This is a genomic window from Tenacibaculum sp. UWU-22, assembly GCF_041021355.1.
Classification (GTDB): Bacteria; Bacteroidota; Bacteroidia; order Flavobacteriales; family Flavobacteriaceae; genus Polaribacter.
Map to the genome: position 1 here is coordinate 214,489 of NZ_JBFNGP010000003.1, position 16,843 is coordinate 231,331.

Here is a 16,843-nt window from a genome sequence, read left to right on the forward strand (position 1 = left end):
AAAAATATAAATTTATCTAGAATGAAAATATTAGTTTGTATTAGCCATGTGCCTGATACCACTTCTAAAATTAATTTTACCGATGATAATACAAAATTTGACACTAATGGGGTGCAGTTTGTTATTAATCCGTATGACGAATTTTGTTTAACGCGAGCTATGTGGTTTAAAGAAAAACAAGGGGCAAGTGTAACCGTTGTAACTGTTGGTAATGCTACTACTGAACCAACGATAAGAAAAGCTTTAGCTATTGGGGCAGACGATGCTATTAGGGTAAATGTAGAACCTGCTGATGGTTTTTCTGTTGCTAAAGAACTGGCTGAGGTTGTGAAAAATGGAGGTTACGATTTGGTATTAGCAGGAAAAGAGTCGGTCGATTATAATGGGCAAATGGTTCCAGGATTGTTAGCCTCTTTGTTAGACTATAATTTTATAAATGGTTGTGAAGGGATAGAAGTAGATGGTACGGCTGTTTCAGCAACTCGTGAAATAGATGGAGGCGATGAAAAATTAACAACTTCGTTACCTTTAGTTGTTGGTGGGCAAAAAGGAATTGTTGAAGAAAAAGACTTACGAATACCGAATATGCGTGGAATAATGATGGCGCGTAAAAAACCATTAAATGTGGTGGAGCCTATTGGAGCAACAGCTGTTACCGCTATAAAATCGTTTGAAAAACCAGCGCCTAAAGGAGCTGTTAAATTGGTTGATAACGTAGATGATTTAATCGATTTATTACATAACGAAGCCAAAGTAATTTAAAATTAAAAATAAAAGAATTAGAGTTTTTTAATTCTAATTCGTTAAATAAAAATATTATGTCTGTATTAGTTTTTGCCGACTCATCGGAAGGAAAATTTAAAAAAACAGCGTTCGAAGTAGTTTCGTATGGGAAAAAACTTGCCGAACAATTAAGTACAACACTTACAGTACTAACCATTAATGCTTCAGATTCTTCAGTATTGTTTACTTATGGAGCTGAAAAAGTAATTGAGGTAAACGAAACAAAATTAACTACCTTTAATGCAAAAGCATATGCTTCAATAATTCAACAAGTAGCTGAAAAACAAGACTCTAAAACTATAGTAGTTGATTCTAGTATAGATGGTTTGTATATTGCACCAATGATTGCAGTTGCTTTAGACGCGGGGTATGTGTCGAATGTAGTTGAGCTACCCAGCAGTGTAGCACCTTTTACAGTAAAGCAAAAAGTGTTTTCGAACAAAGCTTTTGCTAACACGGTACTTTCTACCGATAAAAAGGTAATTGGAGTAGCTAAAAATTCGTATGGAAAACACGAAAATTTAGTTTCAGGAGCAACGGAAAGCTTTACAGCTACACTACCAGAAATAAAAGTAAAATCAGAAAAAATTGAAAAAACTACAGGTAAAGTTACCATTGCCGATGCAGATATAGTTGTTTCGGCAGGAAGAGGGTTAAAAGGACCTGAAAATTGGGGTATGATAGAAGAATTAGCTGACGTTTTAGGTGCTGCAACTGCTTGCTCTAAACCAGTGTCTGATTTAGGATGGCGTCCTCATAGCGAACATGTAGGGCAAACAGGTAAGCCTGTCGCAGCTAATTTGTATATTGCTATTGGAATTTCGGGAGCTATTCAACATTTAGCAGGAATTAATGCCTCTAAATATAAAGTGGTAATTAATATAGATCCTGATGCACCCTTTTTTAAAGTCGCTGATTATGGTATTGTGGGTGATGCCTTTGAAATAGTGCCTAAGTTGATAGAAAAATTAAAAATATTTAAACAGTCGTAATTATTTTTAATAATCTTATAAAACAGAAATATTTAAAATTAAAAGAACTAACTTTGTTTTTAGGTAAAATGCACTAGTTTAAAAGGGCTGCATTGCTGCAATTTGGACTTTTGTAAAATTTTTTCGGATTAAAATTAAAAAGATAATACTTTCTTAACCCGTAATTTTTTTTAAATTGTACAACAAAAGAAGAGATTGTTTATAGAGATAAAAGTATAGACAATCTTTTGTTATTTTTTTTTACAATATTTATGAGCTTAATAAAACTAACTATAAAAGGAATTTCGTACAGCCAAACACAAAGTGGAGCCTATGCGTTAGTGTTGAGTGAGGTTGATGGAACCCGTACACTACCCATAATTATTGGCGCTTTTGAAGCGCAATCAATTGCAATTGCTTTAGAAAAAGAAATTCGTCCGCCAAGACCTTTAACACACGATTTATTTAAAACGTTTTCTGATCGATTTTTAATAAAAATAAAACAAGTTGTGATTCATAAGTTGGTAGATGGTGTTTTTTTTTCAAGTTTAATATGTGAGCGAGAGGGCATAGAAGAGATAATAGATACCCGTACTTCAGATGCTATTGCTTTAGCTGTTCGATTTAATGCACCCATATATACTTACGAAAATATTTTAGATAAAGCAGGTATTTATTTAAAAATAGAAGAAGAATCATCTATTAAAGAGGAGGTAGAGCCTGAAGAAATTGAAGTAGAAATAGAAGAAAAATCTACTAAAAAAGATTATACGCGATTATCTTTAAAAGAATTACACATTAAATTAAATGAAGCTGTAGCTACAGAAAATTATGAATTAGCTGCAAGGTTACGTGACGAGATTGATAGGCGTTCTTAAGCTATCTTGGCTATGAAAAAAACAATTGGATTTGCTTTTTGTTTATTGCTGTCTATTGTAACATTTTCGCAAAACATAGAACAACAGTGGTGTTTTTCTACGATTGAGAAAATGGATGGAACACCTGTTGCTTTGAAAGGTAAAAACAATATACTAGAGCTAACCGATGGTCAATTTAAATATACATCTGATAGTTTAAATTACTCAGGTAGTTATATTCGTCAAAATAATTTATTGCTTTTAAAAAGTAGTCAGCCAAAAGACACGGTACGTTATTACAATATAGTTGCTTTAACCAATAATAGTCTCGTATTATCTGAAAATAACTTACTTTATAAATTTAAAATACAAAAAGAAGGGTTAACTAAAGCTAAAGTAAAAAATAGTGTAAATCAAACAACTACTAAATCTAGTAAAATAATTCCTAGTCAAGGATTTTCAATATATAGTCTTTGGAGAGGTGTGCTAGGTATGGTAGTTTTATTGTTACTAGCTTTTTTGTTTAGTGCAAATCGTAAATCAATTGATTGGAAAACGGTTATTTTAGGGTTAACTTTTCAAGTGTTAATAGCAATTGGGGTTTTAAAAGTCCCTTTTGTACAAAGAGCATTTGAATGGGTTGGAGGGTTGTTTGTAAGTGTGTTAGACTTTTCTAGAGCAGGGAGCGAATTTTTATTTGGTGGGTTGGTTAATAATATGGATTCTTTTGGGTTTATTTTTGCCTTTCAAGTATTGCCTACTATTATATTTTTTTCAGCCTTAACCTCGCTGTTGTTTTATCTCGGAATAATTCAAAAAGTTGTAAAATCTTTAGCATGGCTATTATCTAAATCATTAAAAATATCAGGAGCAGAAAGTTTGTCGGTTTCAGGAAATATCTTTTTAGGGCAAACAGAAGCTCCGTTATTAATTAAAGCCTATTTAGAAAAAATGAACCGATCTGAAATACTTCTGGTAATGATAGGAGGTATGGCAACAGTTGCGGGTGCAGTTCTAGCAGCTTATATAGGTTTTTTAGGAGGTAATGATGCGGCTTTACGGTTATTATATGCAAAACATTTATTAGCGGCATCTGTTATGGCGGCTTCTGGGGCTATTGTTATTTCTAAAATATTGTATCCGCAAACAGAAAAAATAAATACAGATGTAACTGTTTTATCAGAAAAAATAGGCTCTAATGTGTTGGATGCTATTGCTAATGGCACTACTGATGGATTACGATTAGCTATGAATGTTGCAGCAATGTTGCTTGTGTTTATTGCTTTTATAGCTATGCTAAACGGAATTTTAGATTGGTTTGGAGAGCTTACTTCTATAAATACTTGGATGGCACAAAACACCTCGTATGCAAAACTTTCGCTAGAAGCAATTTTAGGCTATCTTTTTGCCCCGTTAATGTGGCTAATAGGTGTAGCTAAACAAGATATTGCGTTGATGGGGCAATTATTAGGGGTTAAGTTGGTAGCAAGTGAATTTGTTGCATATATTCAGTTGGCCGAATTAAAAAACGTAGCTTCTGCCTCTCATTTATTATTTAATAAATCAATTATAATGGCAACTTATATGCTATGTGGGTTTGCTAATTTTGCTTCTATAGGTATTCAAATAGGAGGTATAGGCTCTTTAGCTCCGAAACAACGAAAAAATTTGTCAGAATTTGGCATGAAAGCTTTAATAGGAGGTACTATAGCCTCGTTAATGTCGGCTACCATTGCAGGGATAATTATTGGGTGATAAAATGAAGTTGTATAGTTTTTGTAGTTTTAAACAAACCCCGATAAGTTGTGTTTTTTATGTTTTTAACCTAAAAAAAGACGTTGAAAAAAGTTAATAACTTATTGATATAATTTATAAAAAAGCACTAAAAAACAATCGTTGCTTTTTTATTTTTATTACCTGTTTTACATCAGTAATTTTTAAACTAAAAAGAGTTAAAATAATGAAACAATATTTAGATTTGGTTGCACACGTTTTAGAAAATGGAAACGTAAAAGAAGATAGAACAGGCACGGGAACCAAAAGTGTTTTTGGTTATCAAATGCGATTTGATTTAAATGAAGGTTTTCCGATGGTAACCACTAAAAAATTACATTTAAAATCTATTATTTATGAGTTGTTATGGTTTATAAAAGGCGATACCAATATTAAATATTTACAAGAAAATGGTGTGCGAATTTGGAATGAATGGGCAGATGAAAATGGCGATTTAGGGCCTGTTTATGGTCATCAATGGCGTAACTGGAATAGTGATGAAATCGACCAGTTACAAGAGGTTATTGCAACGTTAAAAAACAACCCCAATAGTAGAAGAATGTTAGTTTCAGCATGGAACCCTTCAGTATTGCCAGATACTTCAAAATCATTTGCAGATAATGTTGCAAATGGTAAAGCTGCTTTACCTCCTTGCCATGCTTTTTTTCAATTTTATGTAGCCGATGGTAAATTGTCGTGCCAACTCTATCAACGAAGTGCTGATATTTTTTTAGGCGTACCTTTTAATATTGCTAGTTATGCACTTTTTACAATAATGGTAGCTCAGGTTTGTGGGTATCAACCAGGAGAGTTTATTCATACCTTTGGTGATGCTCATATATATAGTAATCATATGGAGCAATTGACATTACAATTATCTCGTGACCCGAGACCGCTTCCAAAAATAAAGATAAACCCTTTGGTGAAAAATATTGAAGATTTTACATTTGAAGATTTTGAACTAATTGATTACAATCCACATCCACATATAAAAGGAAGAGTTGCGGTGTAAACGGTGTTTTAATAGGGTTTGTTTAAATTTAAATACGATAAATAATAAAAAATAAGCCCCATAACAATAATTAAAACGAATCGTTAAAAAAGTTGCTTATATATTTGCATATATAAAATATATTTTCAAGATTTGCTGCCTGTAAAAAAGTCAATTATAATTATGTTGCAAAACGCTTATCAAGGTTTCTATTTTTTCTTTTATTTTTTTAATAAAGGGTAGAGACTTTGTATCGTATTGTAAGCTAGAAATACATTATTATAAAGTCTCGATTATCGAGACTTTTTTTTTTAAAACAAAAATGAAAAAAGTAGCCATACAAGGTATTCAAGGAAGTAATCATCATATTGTTGCGCAAAATTACTATGGCGCAGACATTGAGTTGTACGAATATTTGTCGTTTGATGCATTAGTAGATAGTCTAGTCAGGCATACAAGCGAACAAGCTATTATGGCTATTGAAAATACCATTGCGGGGTCTATTATACCTAATTATGCTTTAATAGATAAGTATAATTTATACATTTCGGGCGAGTATTATTTAAATATTCATCATCATTTAATGGCTCTTCCAGGTCAAACCATAGCCGATATTAAAGAGGTTTGTTCTCACCCAATGGCATTATTACAGTGTAAAGAATTTTTTAAACAATACGAGCATATAAAATTAATAGAAGATACCGATACAGCCGGTGTTGCAAAACGAATTAAAGAACAAAATTTAAAAGGTGTAGCGGCTATTGCTCCAAAAATAGCGGCTGATATTTTTGGCTTAGAAGTTCTAGAAGACGGAATTCAAACCATAAAAAATAATGCCACTCGTTTTGTTTTTTTGCAAACAAGCCAGCCCAAAAATGGTATTGATCAAATTGATAAAGCATCGTTAAAGTTTGAATTAGATCATAAAAGAGGTAGCTTGGCTGCGGTTTTAAATGTAATGAGTGATTGTAAATTGAACTTAACTAAAATACAATCGTTGCCTAAAATAGAAACCCCTTGGAAATATGCTTTTTTTGTAGATGTTACCTTTAATGCATACGAAGATTATGCTAAAGCAAAATCAATTGTAGCAATTATGGCAGAAGATTTTAAAATATTGGGAGAATATAAAAACGGAAGAATATGATACAATTTGCAAGTCGTTTACAGACGGTTGAAGAATACTATTTTTCAAAAAAATTACGAGAAGTTAGTGCGTTAGCGGTATCAGGAAAACCCATAATTAATATGGGTATTGGAAGCCCTGACTTATATCCTCCAACATCAGTAATTGATGCAATATCTAAGGGTTTAAATGCCCCTACGGCACATAAATACCAGAGCTATCAAGGATTGCCTGAGTTTAGAGAAGCTGTTGCTACATTTTACGATAATAATTTTAAAGTATCATTAAACGCAACCAACGAAATATTACCTTTAATGGGTAGTAAAGAGGGTATTATGCATATTTCGTTAGCATTGTTAAACGAAGGCGATAAAGCGTTAATTCCCAATCCAGGGTATCCAACGTATACCTCTGTAACCAAATTGGTAGGAGCAACCCCTGTATATTATAATTTACAGGAGTCAGAAAATTATCAACCTAATTTCTCTGAATTAGAGAAGCAAGATTTATCGAAAGTAAAATTAATGTGGGTAAATTATCCGCATATGCCAACTGGGGCAAAATCAACCCTAGAAACATATAAACAACTAATAGCCTTTGGTAAAAAACACCATATAATTATTGTAAATGATAATCCGTATAGTTTTATACTAAATAATGAGCCACAAAGTATTTTACAAATACAAGAAGCTAAAGATATTGCATTAGAGTTAAACTCGTTAAGCAAAACATTTAACATGGCTGGTTGGCGTGTGGGTATGTTATTAGGTAAAGCTGATTTTTTAAATCAAATTTTAAAAGTAAAAACGCAGATGGATTCAGGAATGTTTTACGGCATTCAAAAAGGGGCTATAGCTGCTTTACAAGAATCAAATGATTGGTTTAAAAAAATTAACACCGTATATCAGAAAAGAAGAGCGTTAGTGTGGCAGTTAGCCAAAAAGTTAAACTGTACGTTTAATGAAAATACAGCAGGAATGTTTGTTTGGGCAAAATTACCAGAGGGTAAAACATCAGAAAAAATGGTTGATGAATTACTGTATGATAAAAATATTTTTATCGCACCAGGAACTATTTTTGGTTCGAGAGGTGAAGGATATATTCGGTTTTCGTTATGTGTTCCTGAAGAAAAAATAGAAGAAGCAATAAGTAGAATATGAACGTATTTGTAGTTGGTTTAGGATTAATAGGAGGAAGTTTAGCTCTTGATATTCAAGAGCATTATCCTAAAGCGGTTGTATATGGTGTTGATAAAAATGAAGCACATTTACAAGAAGCGTTAGATTTAGGTATAATTAATCAAAAAGCAAGTTTTACCGATATAGAAAAGGCAGATATAGTTATTGTAGCTATTCCAGTAGATGTGCAGCTAACGGTAATTCCTGAAATTTTAGATCTTGTTAAAGAACATGCCGTAGTTATTGATGTGGGCTCTACAAAATTTAAAATATGCGATGTGCTTAAAAATCATCCAAAACGCAGAAATTTTTTAGCAACGCATCCAATAGCAGGAACCGAGTTTTCAGGGCCTAAAGCCGCTTTAAAAGGATTGTTTAAAAAGAAAACCAATATTATTTGCGAGGTAGAAAAAACAGCTTTTAAGCTGCAAGAAAAAGCCCTTGATATATTTATAAAAATAGGAATGCGTATTCGATATATGGATCCAAAAATGCATGACGAGCATATTGCTTATGTGTCACATTTATCGCATATCAGCTCATTTATGTTGGGTAAAACAGTTATTGAAAAAGAAAAAAATGAACGTGATATTTTTGATATGGCGGGTAGTGGTTTTTCTTCGACCGTTCGATTAGCAAAAAGTTCACCAGCTATGTGGACACCTATTTTTAAACAAAATAAAGAAAACGTAATAAAAACTTTAGAAGAGTATATTAATAATCTAACTTCTTTTAAAGAGTTAATGCAACAAGATAATTTCTTAGAAATTTATAATGAAATGCAAAATACCAATTATATAAAACAAATCTTAAACGGCATACATTAATGCCATAATAATTATTAAAATGGAGAATACAAAAGAATTAAGAACATGGTTGGATGATATGAATTTGCCACATCCACTAGTAATAGCAGGGCCTTGTAGTGCAGAAACCGAAGAGCAGGTTTTAAAAATTGCACACGAATTAAAAGATTCTGATGTAAACTATTATCGTGCGGGAATTTGGAAACCTAGAACGCGTCCAGGTAATTTTGAAGGTGTAGGCACACTTGGGTTAAAATGGTTGAAAAAAGTAAAAGAAGAAACAGGTATGAAAACCTGTACTGAGGTTGCTAATAAAAATCATGTAGAATTAGCAATGGAGAACGATGTTGATTTGTTATGGATTGGTGCGCGATCTACTGTATCACCATTTATTATGCAAGAAATTGCTGATGCGTTAAAAGGAACTGATAAAATAGTATTAGTAAAAAACCCAGTAAACCCTGATTTAGCCCTTTGGCTTGGAGGTATAGAGCGTTTATATACCGCAGGAGTTAAAAATTTGGGAGCTATTCATAGAGGATTTTCTACCTACGAAAAATCGAAATATAGAAATATACCTGAATGGCAATTAGCAATTGAATTTCAAAACAAATTTCCAGACTTACCATTAATATGCGATCCTTCTCACATAACAGGTAATAGAAATATGATTTTTGATGTATCTCAAACCGCTTTAGATTTAAATTTTGATGGATTAATGATTGAAACTCACATTGATCCAGATAACGCATGGAGTGATGCAGCACAGCAAGTTACGCCAAATATGTTAAAGCAAATTATGAAAGATTTAAGGGTTAGAAAAGCTACCGATAGTGAAGCAAATTACACAGAATCTTTAGATAATTTAAGAGCGCAAATTAATGTTGTTGACAATCAGTTGATAGAAGTTTTAGGTAAACGAATGAAGGTGGCTGATAAAATAGGTGAATTAAAAAAAGATAAAAATGTTGCTGTCTTACAATCGAAACGTTGGAATGAAATTTTAGGAAACATGATTTTAGAAGGTGAAAGTAGAGGTTTAAGCGAAGAATTTGTATTAAAAATGTTTAAAGCAATTCACCAAGAAAGTATTAATCACCAAGAAAAAATTATTAAAGGATAATTTTTTTACCAAATAAATAAACCTTTCGGGTTTTTTAACTCGAAAGGTTTATTAAAACAAAATTCAATAATTTTTTAGCTACTCCTGTAATACAGAAATGTATAAATAGGGATACTAATTTTGTTATATTTTTTTAAGTGTTTTACTTAAAAAAATATTTTAAACAATGCAGTTAAAAAACTAAACCTAGTTTTTGTTTATCTACACATAACTGCATTTCAACTACAAATAAATAGGCTTTTATAGAAGTGATTTAAGTTTTTTTTAAAAAACAATTAATTTTCCGTTTAAATTATTGCACCTCTAATGATTTTAGATAGAATAAAAAAAATTGGAAAGTTAGAAGATTTTGAAATTAAAAATGCAGGTATAATATGTCTTTTAATAAGTCCAGGATTAATAATTTATTCCATGATAATACATGGAATAAACCCTGCTATAAAAGAAGTTGGTGGTGCTAGAGAATTTTTTGGACTTTTATTTTTTATCGTTGGTATATTGCCATTTATTATCGATAAAAAAAAACTAAGTAATTATGGTTGGTTTGTATTTGCAGTTATGTTTTTGTTTACACATTACTTAATTCATACAACAGCCAGTAATTATTTTAGTTTAGATTATTTATTAGGTACATATGTTACTGTTTTTGGTTCTATTTTATTATTAAAAGATCGGTTTTTAATTATACTATTTAGCGCTTCTTCTTTGATACATGTTTTTTTAAGGTTAAATATACCTGAATTAAATTATATAGATAAAGAAGCTATATTAGTTTCAATGTCAACTATTTTTCTTTTTTCTTTTATTATTATAAATAGTTCTATTCGATATCAAAAATCACTACTTCAAAATAACTTAGATTTAGAAAAAAAAATAAAGTTAAGAACTAAAGATTTAGAAGTTAGAACAAATGTTTTAACAAAAAAAAATAATGAGCTAGAAGAGTATGCTTATGTTATTTCACACGATTTAAAAAGTCCGATACGAAATATTTATGCCATAACCCAGTGGTTAATAGAGGATAACGACACTACTTTTTCTAAAAGCATTCACGATAATTTAGATTTAATAAAAGAACAGACCTCGCATATGGAATTGTTGGTGAATGGTATTTTAAACTATTCACTTCAAGATAAACAAGAAAGCCCTAAAGAAAAAGTTGATTTAAACCAAATAGTATGTAGTTTGGTTAAATCAAATTCGCATAATAAATGTATAGTTACAAAACATGGTGTTTTTCCTGCAGTTGAAGGACATAAATTTCAACTCATACAAGTATTTCAAAATTTAATACAAAATGCTATCAAATACAATAATAAAGAAAAAATATTTATTGATATAAAGTATAATTTAATTGATGGTTTTCACCAGTTTTCGGTTAAAGATAATGGTATTGGTATTGAAGAAAAATATTTCGAAAAAATTTTTAAACTATTTCAAAAATTAGAAAAAAAAGATAAAAAAGACTCAATGGGGGTGGGGTTAGCTTTGGTAAAAAAAATAATAAACACTATGGATGGAGAGGTATGGTTAAAAAGTGAAATTGATAAAGGAACCACTTTTTATTTTACCATACCTGTTTAAAACGTAATTTATATAGAGTTTTTGTTTATAGTGCTGTAATGGTTTTTCTAATGGCGACCAAGTTAGTAAGTAAAGATTCTAAATAATCAAGATGAAGCATGTTAGCGCCGTCACTTTTAGCTTTAGCGGGGTTAAAATGCGTTTCAATAAACAAGCCATCAACATTATTTACCACTCCAGCACGAGCAATAGTTTCAATCATATCGGGGCGTCCGCCAGTAACTCCGCTAGATTGATTAGGTTGTTGTAGCGAGTGGGTAACATCTAAAATAGTAGGGGCAAATTTGCGCATGGTAGGAATTCCACGAAAATCAACAATCATATCTTGATAGCCAAACATAGTACCTCTATCAGTTATCCATGCCTTATTATTGCCTGCATCATGTACCTTTTGCACGGCATGTTGCATTGACTCTGGGCTCATAAATTGTCCTTTTTTTAAGTTAATCACTTTTCCTGTTTTAGCAGCGGCAACTACCAAATCAGTTTGACGTACTAAAAACGCAGGAATTTGTAATACATCTACATATTCTGCTGCTTTTTCAGCATCTGAAGCCTCATGTATGTCGGTTACTGTAGGCACTTTAAAAGTTTCAGAAACCTTACGTAAAATTTTTAAAGCCTTCTCATCACCAATACCCGTAAAACTATCAATTCTACTACGATTTGCTTTTTTAAAACTACCTTTAAAAATATATGGAATTTCTAATTTATCAGTGATAGAAATTACTTTTTCAGCAATTCGCATTGCCATATCTTCTCCTTCAATAGCACAAGGACCTGCTAGTAAAAAAAAGTTATTAGAATTAGTGTGTTTTATGTTTTTAATATCGGTTAAGCTCATCGTGTAAGAAAATTTCAACAAAATTACGAAATTAAATTAGCTATATTTAGCTTTTTAAAAACAGATAATAAAAATGAAGGGATATATATTATTTTTTGGTGTATTATTAATGCTTTTTTCATGTAAAGAAACACAAAAAGCAAGTAGTAAGAGCAATAGTATAAAGAGTACGATTGATTCAACTGTTGTAAAAAAACACTTATATACTTTAGCTTCAGATAAAATGCAAGGTAGAAAGCCTGGTACAGAAGGTATTGAAAAAGCAGCTCAGTATATTGAAAATGAATATAAAAAAATAGGGTTGTTACCCTATGAAAATTTACCTACGTATCGTCAAAATTTCGAATATAATGGTATCAAAATGAGTAATATCATTGGTGTTTTAGAAGGCACATCAAAAAAAAATGAGTATGTAGTTATTTCAGCTCATTACGATCATTTAGGAATGAAAAAAGATGGCGAAGGTGATCGCATTTTTAATGGAGCTAATGATGATGCTTCTGGTGTAACAGGTGTATTAGCGCTAGCCGATTATTTTGCTAAAAATAAGCTAAACCAACGCACTATTTTATTTGTGTGTTTTACTGCAGAAGAAATGGGATTGATTGGGTCTAAATATTTTGGAAAAGGAATTGATGCTGCTAAGTTTGTTGCAGGTATTAATTTAGAAATGATTGGTAAAACCCCTACTTTTGGTCCTAAAACAGCTTGGTTAACAGGTTTTAACAGGTCTACTTTTGGTAAAATAATTCAAAAAAATTTAAAAGGAACAGGATATCAACTTTTTCCAGATCCGTACCCTAATTATAGGTTGTTTTTTAGGTCAGATAATGCTTCTTTAGCTCGTTTAGGGGTGCCGTCGCACACTTTTTCTACTTCGCCTATTGATACAGATAAAGATTATCATAAGGTTTCAGATGAAGCTGAAACATTAAATATAACCGTAATTACTCAAACCATACAAGCGGTGGCTAAGGGTATTGAAAGTATTGTTAGCGGTGTAGATACGCCTACTAGAATTACGATGGAAAAATAACATCGTCCATTAAAAAAGGAATAGTTTTTGTTGTTTAAGAAAGTTAAAATAGAATAATGTGAAGTATATAAAATATTTTTTATTGTTATTTGTTGTAGCATGTTCGTCGCCTAAAATTTTTTATGATTACGATACTGAAGCCAATTTTAATCAATATAAAACTTTCGATTTTTTTCAAGATGCAGGTAAAGAGTTGAATGAGTTTGATAAAAAACGTATAGCATCGTCTATAGTAACTAATTTGTTGGGTAAAGGCATTAAAAGAGATGCTGAAAACCCTGATTTTTATGTTAATTTTCTTACGAAATCATTTAAAGAAGAAAGTAGAAATACTGTAGGGATTGGAGTTGGAGGAGGTGGAGGTAATGTTGGTTTTGGTATTTCTGGCGGTATACCTATTGGAGGTAAACAAATAACTCAATCTTTAACGATAGATTTTGTGACAAACAAAACGGATCAGCTTTTTTGGCAAAGTGTATCAAAAACAGAGATAAATTCTGAAGCCAGCCCTGAAGAAAAAACAGCGTTTTATCAAAATCTTATTTCTAAAATGATAATGGGGTATCCGCCCAAAAAGACTTCTAAATAAAGTTTGTTTTTATAAAATAGCAGCCACTTTTTGGCAAACGTACTCTAATAGTTCTTCGTCTTGTTTTGTAAACGGATTAGCGGTATGCGAGTCAATATCAATTTGTCCAACGTTTTTACCATTAATAAAAATAGGAACTACAATTTCACTTTTTACTTTCCAACCACAAGAAATATAATTGTCTTGTTTGCTAACGTCTTGTACTACAAAATTTTTGTTACTAACAGCTACTTGCCCACAAATACCTTTACCAAACGGAATAATAACGTGTTCAGTTTCTTCACCAGCATACTGCGCTAGTTTTAATTCTTTTTTGTCTCCATTTTTAAAATAAAAACCTACCCAATCGTAATACGGTACTTCTGTTTTTAAGTAATTACAAATAGCTTGTAGTTTTTCTTCGGTAGAAGTAGTAGAATTAAAAATAGTATTTAAATATGCTTTAATCTGTTTCAAGTATATTGTTTATATTAATTCTACAAATAAACCTTCGTTTGTTTTGTTAACTTTTGCTAGATTATTTTTGGTAAGTCCTTTAATTGTTTTATCCCATTTTTTATTAGATAACCCACTTTGTAATTTTAGTTCGTTTAAATCTATTTTTTCAGCTTTTTGAACAATAGCATAAACTGCTTTTTCATCGTTATTTAACGTTACTGAAGCCGTCTTTTTTTCTGGGCGCATTTGCGGGAAAAACAATACTTCTTGTATAGATTGATTGTTGGTTAAAAACATGATTAATCTATCCATGCCTATACCTAGTCCAGAGGTTGGAGGCATTCCGTATTCTAGAGCGCGTAAAAAATCATAATCAATAAATTTGCTAGCTTCATCATCACCTCGTTCAGCCAATTTAAGCTGAGCCTCAAAGCGTTCGCGTTGGTCTATAGGGTCGTTTAATTCAGAATAAGCATTAGCAATTTCTTTACCACAAACCATTAATTCAAAACGTTCGGTAAGTTCAGGATTATTTCTGTGCTCTTTACATAAGGGGCTCATTTCTTTTGGGTAATCGGTAATAAAAGTTGGTTGAATGTAATTTCCTTCACATTTTTCACCGAAAATTTCATCGATTAATTTTCCTTTCCCCATTGTAGAATCTACCTCGATTCCCATTTTTTTGGCTGCTTCAAATAGTTCACTTTCTGTTTTTCCGTTAATGTCAAAACCAGTAAAGTGTTTTATAGAGTCTGCCATAGTTACTCGAGCGTATGGAGCTTTAAAGTCAATTTCATGTTCGCCAAAGGTTGCTTTGGTTGTGCCATTTACCGCTATAGCGCAATGTTCGAGTAGCTTTTCAGTAAATGCCATCATCCAGTTATAATCTTTGTACGCCACATAGATTTCCATGGCTGTAAATTCTGGATTATGGGTTCTGTCCATACCTTCATTACGAAAATTTTTAGAAAATTCGTAAACACCGTCAAATCCGCCAACAATTAAACGTTTTAGATATAATTCATTGGCAATACGCATATATAGAGGAATATCTAACGAATTGTGATGGGTAATAAAAGGTCGTGCCGATGCCCCACCAGCAATAGGTTGTAAAACAGGAGTTTCTACTTCAATATACCCAGCGTTATTAAAAAAAGATCGCATGGCATTAAACAATTTGGTTCGTTTAATAAAAACTTCTTTTACTTGTGGGTTTACTACTAAATCGGCATAGCGTTGTCTATAACGCATTTCTGGGTCAGTAAACGCATCATAAGTTACACCGTCTTTTTCTTTTGAAATGGGTAATGGCTTTAATGACTTGCTTAATAAGGTGAAATTTTTTACCCGCACACTTTTTTCACCAACTTTGGTTTTAAATAATTCTCCTTCAACACCAATAAAATCTCCTAAATCGAGTAATTTTTTAAATACCTCGTTGTATAATGTTTTATCTTCAGTAGGGCATATTTCGTCACGGTTAAAATATACTTGAATACGACCATTACTGTCTTGTAGCTGTGCAAATGAAGCTTTACCTTGTACATTAATAGCCATTAATCTACCAGCTATTATTACTTGTTTTCCTTCAATAAAATGCTCTTTGATTTCTTTAGAATTACTATTTACAGGAAATAAATTTGCTGGGTAGGGATTAATACCTAACGCACGTAGTTTTGTTAACTTTTCTCTTCGTACAATTTCTTGTTCTGATAATTGCATTTGCTATGAAATATAAATTACTGAAAATAAAAACCGCAAAGATACAAACCCTAGCAGAATTAGACAATTCAAAAAAAACGATTTTTTTGATGATAGAAAATTAAAAATAATTACATTTGTGTGTTGTTTGTAATAAAGCAACAATCAGTTGTGTTGTTTTGGTACTTTCGTAAAAGTACCGTGGTTTTGTTAACCAATGGAAAGCTTCCCCTAAAACGGGTTGCTTTTTTTATGTCTTTTATTTGTATAATTACGCTAATTTTTTGTTCTAGACTTTTTAACTATTAAATTATTATTCTTCGGTAAACCAACTGGCATATTTTATATAGTTTTCGGCAATTCTATCAATTTCACCAGAAATTAATTCTTCGGATATGTCTTTTACTTTTTTTGCAGGCACACCAGCATAAATACTTCCAGATTTAACATGCGTATTTTTAGTAACCACTGCCCCTGCGGCAATAATTGAGTTACTTTCTATTATACAATCATCCATAACAATACTGCCCATGCCAATTAAAACATTATCGTGGATAGTACATCCGTGCACTATAGCATTATGTCCAATAGACACATTATTACCGATGTTAGTAGGTGATTTTTGATAGGTTGCATGAATAACAGCACCGTCTTGAATATTAACTTTATTCCCTATTTTTATGTAATGCACATCGCCTCTAACTACAGCGTTAAACCATATGCTACACTGTTTTCCTAACGAAACATCACCAACTATGGTAGCATTTTCGGCAATATAACAATCACTTGGTATTTTAGGGTGTTTATTGTTTACAGGTTTTATAATCTTCATTTTTAATTTTTTAACTGGGTGTTTTATTTGTTAAAGTAATAGTAATAAAAATATTATTTGGTAAAATCAAAGATAGAATTAAATAATAATTTATGATAAATAATAACCTTAACTAAGCTTTAACTAAATTTAACGAAACCTTCATAGGTATTTTCATTATTTTTATCGCCTTATTAATAACTTATCTGGCAAATTTAATTTGCTATTAAAC

At 31.5% G+C, this 16,843-nt stretch carries 16 protein-coding genes; 12 read left to right on the top strand and 4 right to left on the bottom strand.

What is annotated here, in order from left to right; all coding sequences use genetic code 11:
* Positions 1–21: 21 nt before the first annotated feature.
* The 10 genes from AB2B44_RS07480 (at position 22) to AB2B44_RS07525 (ending at position 11,192) form a co-directional block, all read left to right on the top strand.
* Positions 22–762: an electron transfer flavoprotein beta subunit/FixA family protein gene (locus AB2B44_RS07480; protein ID WP_369048950.1), complete on the top strand. Its 741-nt coding sequence runs from the start codon at positions 22–24 to the stop codon at positions 760–762.
* Between the two features lie 56 nt (positions 763–818).
* The gene (locus AB2B44_RS07485; protein WP_369048951.1) at positions 819–1,775 is read left to right on the top strand and encodes an electron transfer flavoprotein subunit alpha/FixB family protein; all 957 of its coding nucleotides are present in this window, start codon (positions 819–821) and stop codon (positions 1,773–1,775) included.
* A gap of 251 nt (positions 1,776–2,026) precedes the next feature.
* Positions 2,027–2,632, top strand: coding sequence for a bifunctional nuclease domain-containing protein (locus AB2B44_RS07490; protein ID WP_369048952.1), 606 nt, complete (start codon positions 2,027–2,029; stop codon positions 2,630–2,632).
* 12 nt (positions 2,633–2,644) lie between these two features.
* Entirely contained in the window at positions 2,645–4,366 is a 1,722-nt protein-coding gene (locus AB2B44_RS07495) for a NupC/NupG family nucleoside CNT transporter (protein WP_369048953.1), read from the top strand.
* A 205-nt stretch (positions 4,367–4,571) separates the two neighbouring features.
* On the top strand, positions 4,572–5,396 hold the full coding sequence (locus AB2B44_RS07500; RefSeq protein ID WP_369048954.1) for a thymidylate synthase: 825 nt from the start codon (positions 4,572–4,574) through the stop codon (positions 5,394–5,396).
* Between the two features lie 301 nt (positions 5,397–5,697).
* Positions 5,698–6,522 (top strand): prephenate dehydratase, encoded by an 825-nt coding sequence (locus tag AB2B44_RS07505; RefSeq protein ID WP_369048955.1) that lies wholly within the window; start codon positions 5,698–5,700, stop codon positions 6,520–6,522.
* Complete coding sequence (locus AB2B44_RS07510; protein WP_369048956.1) at positions 6,519–7,661, top strand: pyridoxal phosphate-dependent aminotransferase; 1,143 nt, start codon at positions 6,519–6,521, stop codon at positions 7,659–7,661. The genes AB2B44_RS07505 and AB2B44_RS07510 overlap by 4 nt, the downstream gene beginning before the upstream one ends.
* Positions 7,658–8,506 carry a prephenate dehydrogenase gene (locus AB2B44_RS07515; protein WP_369048957.1) on the top strand — a complete coding sequence of 283 codons (849 nt, stop codon included), beginning with the start codon at positions 7,658–7,660 and terminating at the stop codon, positions 8,504–8,506. The genes AB2B44_RS07510 and AB2B44_RS07515 overlap by 4 nt, the downstream gene beginning before the upstream one ends.
* Before the next feature lie 19 nt (positions 8,507–8,525).
* Positions 8,526–9,608, top strand: coding sequence for a chorismate mutase (locus tag AB2B44_RS07520; RefSeq protein WP_369048958.1), 1,083 nt, complete (start codon positions 8,526–8,528; stop codon positions 9,606–9,608).
* Between the two features lie 306 nt (positions 9,609–9,914).
* On the top strand, positions 9,915–11,192 hold the full coding sequence (locus tag AB2B44_RS07525; protein WP_369048959.1) for an ATP-binding protein: 1,278 nt from the start codon (positions 9,915–9,917) through the stop codon (positions 11,190–11,192).
* Between the two features lie 25 nt (positions 11,193–11,217).
* On the opposite strand, the gene kdsA is transcribed toward AB2B44_RS07525, so the two are convergent.
* Positions 11,218–12,036, bottom strand: coding sequence for a 3-deoxy-8-phosphooctulonate synthase (gene kdsA / locus AB2B44_RS07530; RefSeq protein WP_369048991.1), 819 nt, complete (start codon positions 12,034–12,036; stop codon positions 11,218–11,220).
* A gap of 73 nt (positions 12,037–12,109) precedes the next feature.
* Here kdsA and AB2B44_RS07535 point away from each other — a divergent pair, with 73 nt between their 5' ends.
* Complete coding sequence (locus AB2B44_RS07535; RefSeq protein WP_369048960.1) at positions 12,110–13,072, top strand: M28 family peptidase; 963 nt, start codon at positions 12,110–12,112, stop codon at positions 13,070–13,072.
* A gap of 58 nt (positions 13,073–13,130) precedes the next feature.
* Positions 13,131–13,661, top strand: a complete 531-nt coding sequence (locus tag AB2B44_RS07540) for a DUF4136 domain-containing protein (protein ID WP_369048961.1) — start codon at positions 13,131–13,133, stop codon at positions 13,659–13,661.
* A 9-nt stretch (positions 13,662–13,670) separates the two neighbouring features.
* Here the strand turns inward: AB2B44_RS07540 and AB2B44_RS07545 are convergent, their stop codons facing one another.
* From AB2B44_RS07545 to AB2B44_RS07555, 3 genes are all read right to left on the bottom strand, one after another.
* A complete protein-coding gene (locus tag AB2B44_RS07545) occupies positions 13,671–14,123 on the bottom strand; it encodes a GAF domain-containing protein (protein ID WP_369048992.1) in 453 nt (150 codons plus the stop codon).
* A 3-nt stretch (positions 14,124–14,126) separates the two neighbouring features.
* On the bottom strand, positions 14,127–15,821 hold the full coding sequence (gene lysS / locus AB2B44_RS07550) for a lysine--tRNA ligase (RefSeq protein WP_369048962.1): 1,695 nt from the start codon (positions 15,819–15,821) through the stop codon (positions 14,127–14,129).
* Between the two features lie 292 nt (positions 15,822–16,113).
* Positions 16,114–16,632: a gamma carbonic anhydrase family protein gene (locus AB2B44_RS07555; RefSeq protein WP_369048963.1), complete on the bottom strand. Its 519-nt coding sequence runs from the start codon at positions 16,630–16,632 to the stop codon at positions 16,114–16,116.
* Positions 16,633–16,843: the final 211 nt, after the last annotated feature.

Coding starts and splice junctions, on each gene's coding strand:
- AB2B44_RS07555 (WP_369048963.1), bottom strand. CDS start 16,632: ATGAAGATTATAAAACCTGTAAACAATAAACACCCTAAAATACCAAGT.
- AB2B44_RS07485 (WP_369048951.1), top strand. CDS start 819: ATGTCTGTATTAGTTTTTGCCGACTCATCGGAAGGAAAATTTAAAAAA.
- AB2B44_RS07525 (WP_369048959.1), top strand. CDS start 9,915: ATGATTTTAGATAGAATAAAAAAAATTGGAAAGTTAGAAGATTTTGAA.
- AB2B44_RS07500 (WP_369048954.1), top strand. CDS start 4,572: ATGAAACAATATTTAGATTTGGTTGCACACGTTTTAGAAAATGGAAAC.
- AB2B44_RS07480 (WP_369048950.1), top strand. CDS start 22: ATGAAAATATTAGTTTGTATTAGCCATGTGCCTGATACCACTTCTAAA.
- lysS (WP_369048962.1), bottom strand. CDS start 15,821: ATGCAATTATCAGAACAAGAAATTGTACGAAGAGAAAAGTTAACAAAA.
- AB2B44_RS07495 (WP_369048953.1), top strand. CDS start 2,645: ATGAAAAAAACAATTGGATTTGCTTTTTGTTTATTGCTGTCTATTGTA.
- AB2B44_RS07490 (WP_369048952.1), top strand. CDS start 2,027: ATGAGCTTAATAAAACTAACTATAAAAGGAATTTCGTACAGCCAAACA.
- AB2B44_RS07515 (WP_369048957.1), top strand. CDS start 7,658: ATGAACGTATTTGTAGTTGGTTTAGGATTAATAGGAGGAAGTTTAGCT.
- AB2B44_RS07510 (WP_369048956.1), top strand. CDS start 6,519: ATGATACAATTTGCAAGTCGTTTACAGACGGTTGAAGAATACTATTTT.
- AB2B44_RS07535 (WP_369048960.1), top strand. CDS start 12,110: ATGAAGGGATATATATTATTTTTTGGTGTATTATTAATGCTTTTTTCA.
- kdsA (WP_369048991.1), bottom strand. CDS start 12,036: ATGAGCTTAACCGATATTAAAAACATAAAACACACTAATTCTAATAAC.
- AB2B44_RS07505 (WP_369048955.1), top strand. CDS start 5,698: ATGAAAAAAGTAGCCATACAAGGTATTCAAGGAAGTAATCATCATATT.
- AB2B44_RS07520 (WP_369048958.1), top strand. CDS start 8,526: ATGGAGAATACAAAAGAATTAAGAACATGGTTGGATGATATGAATTTG.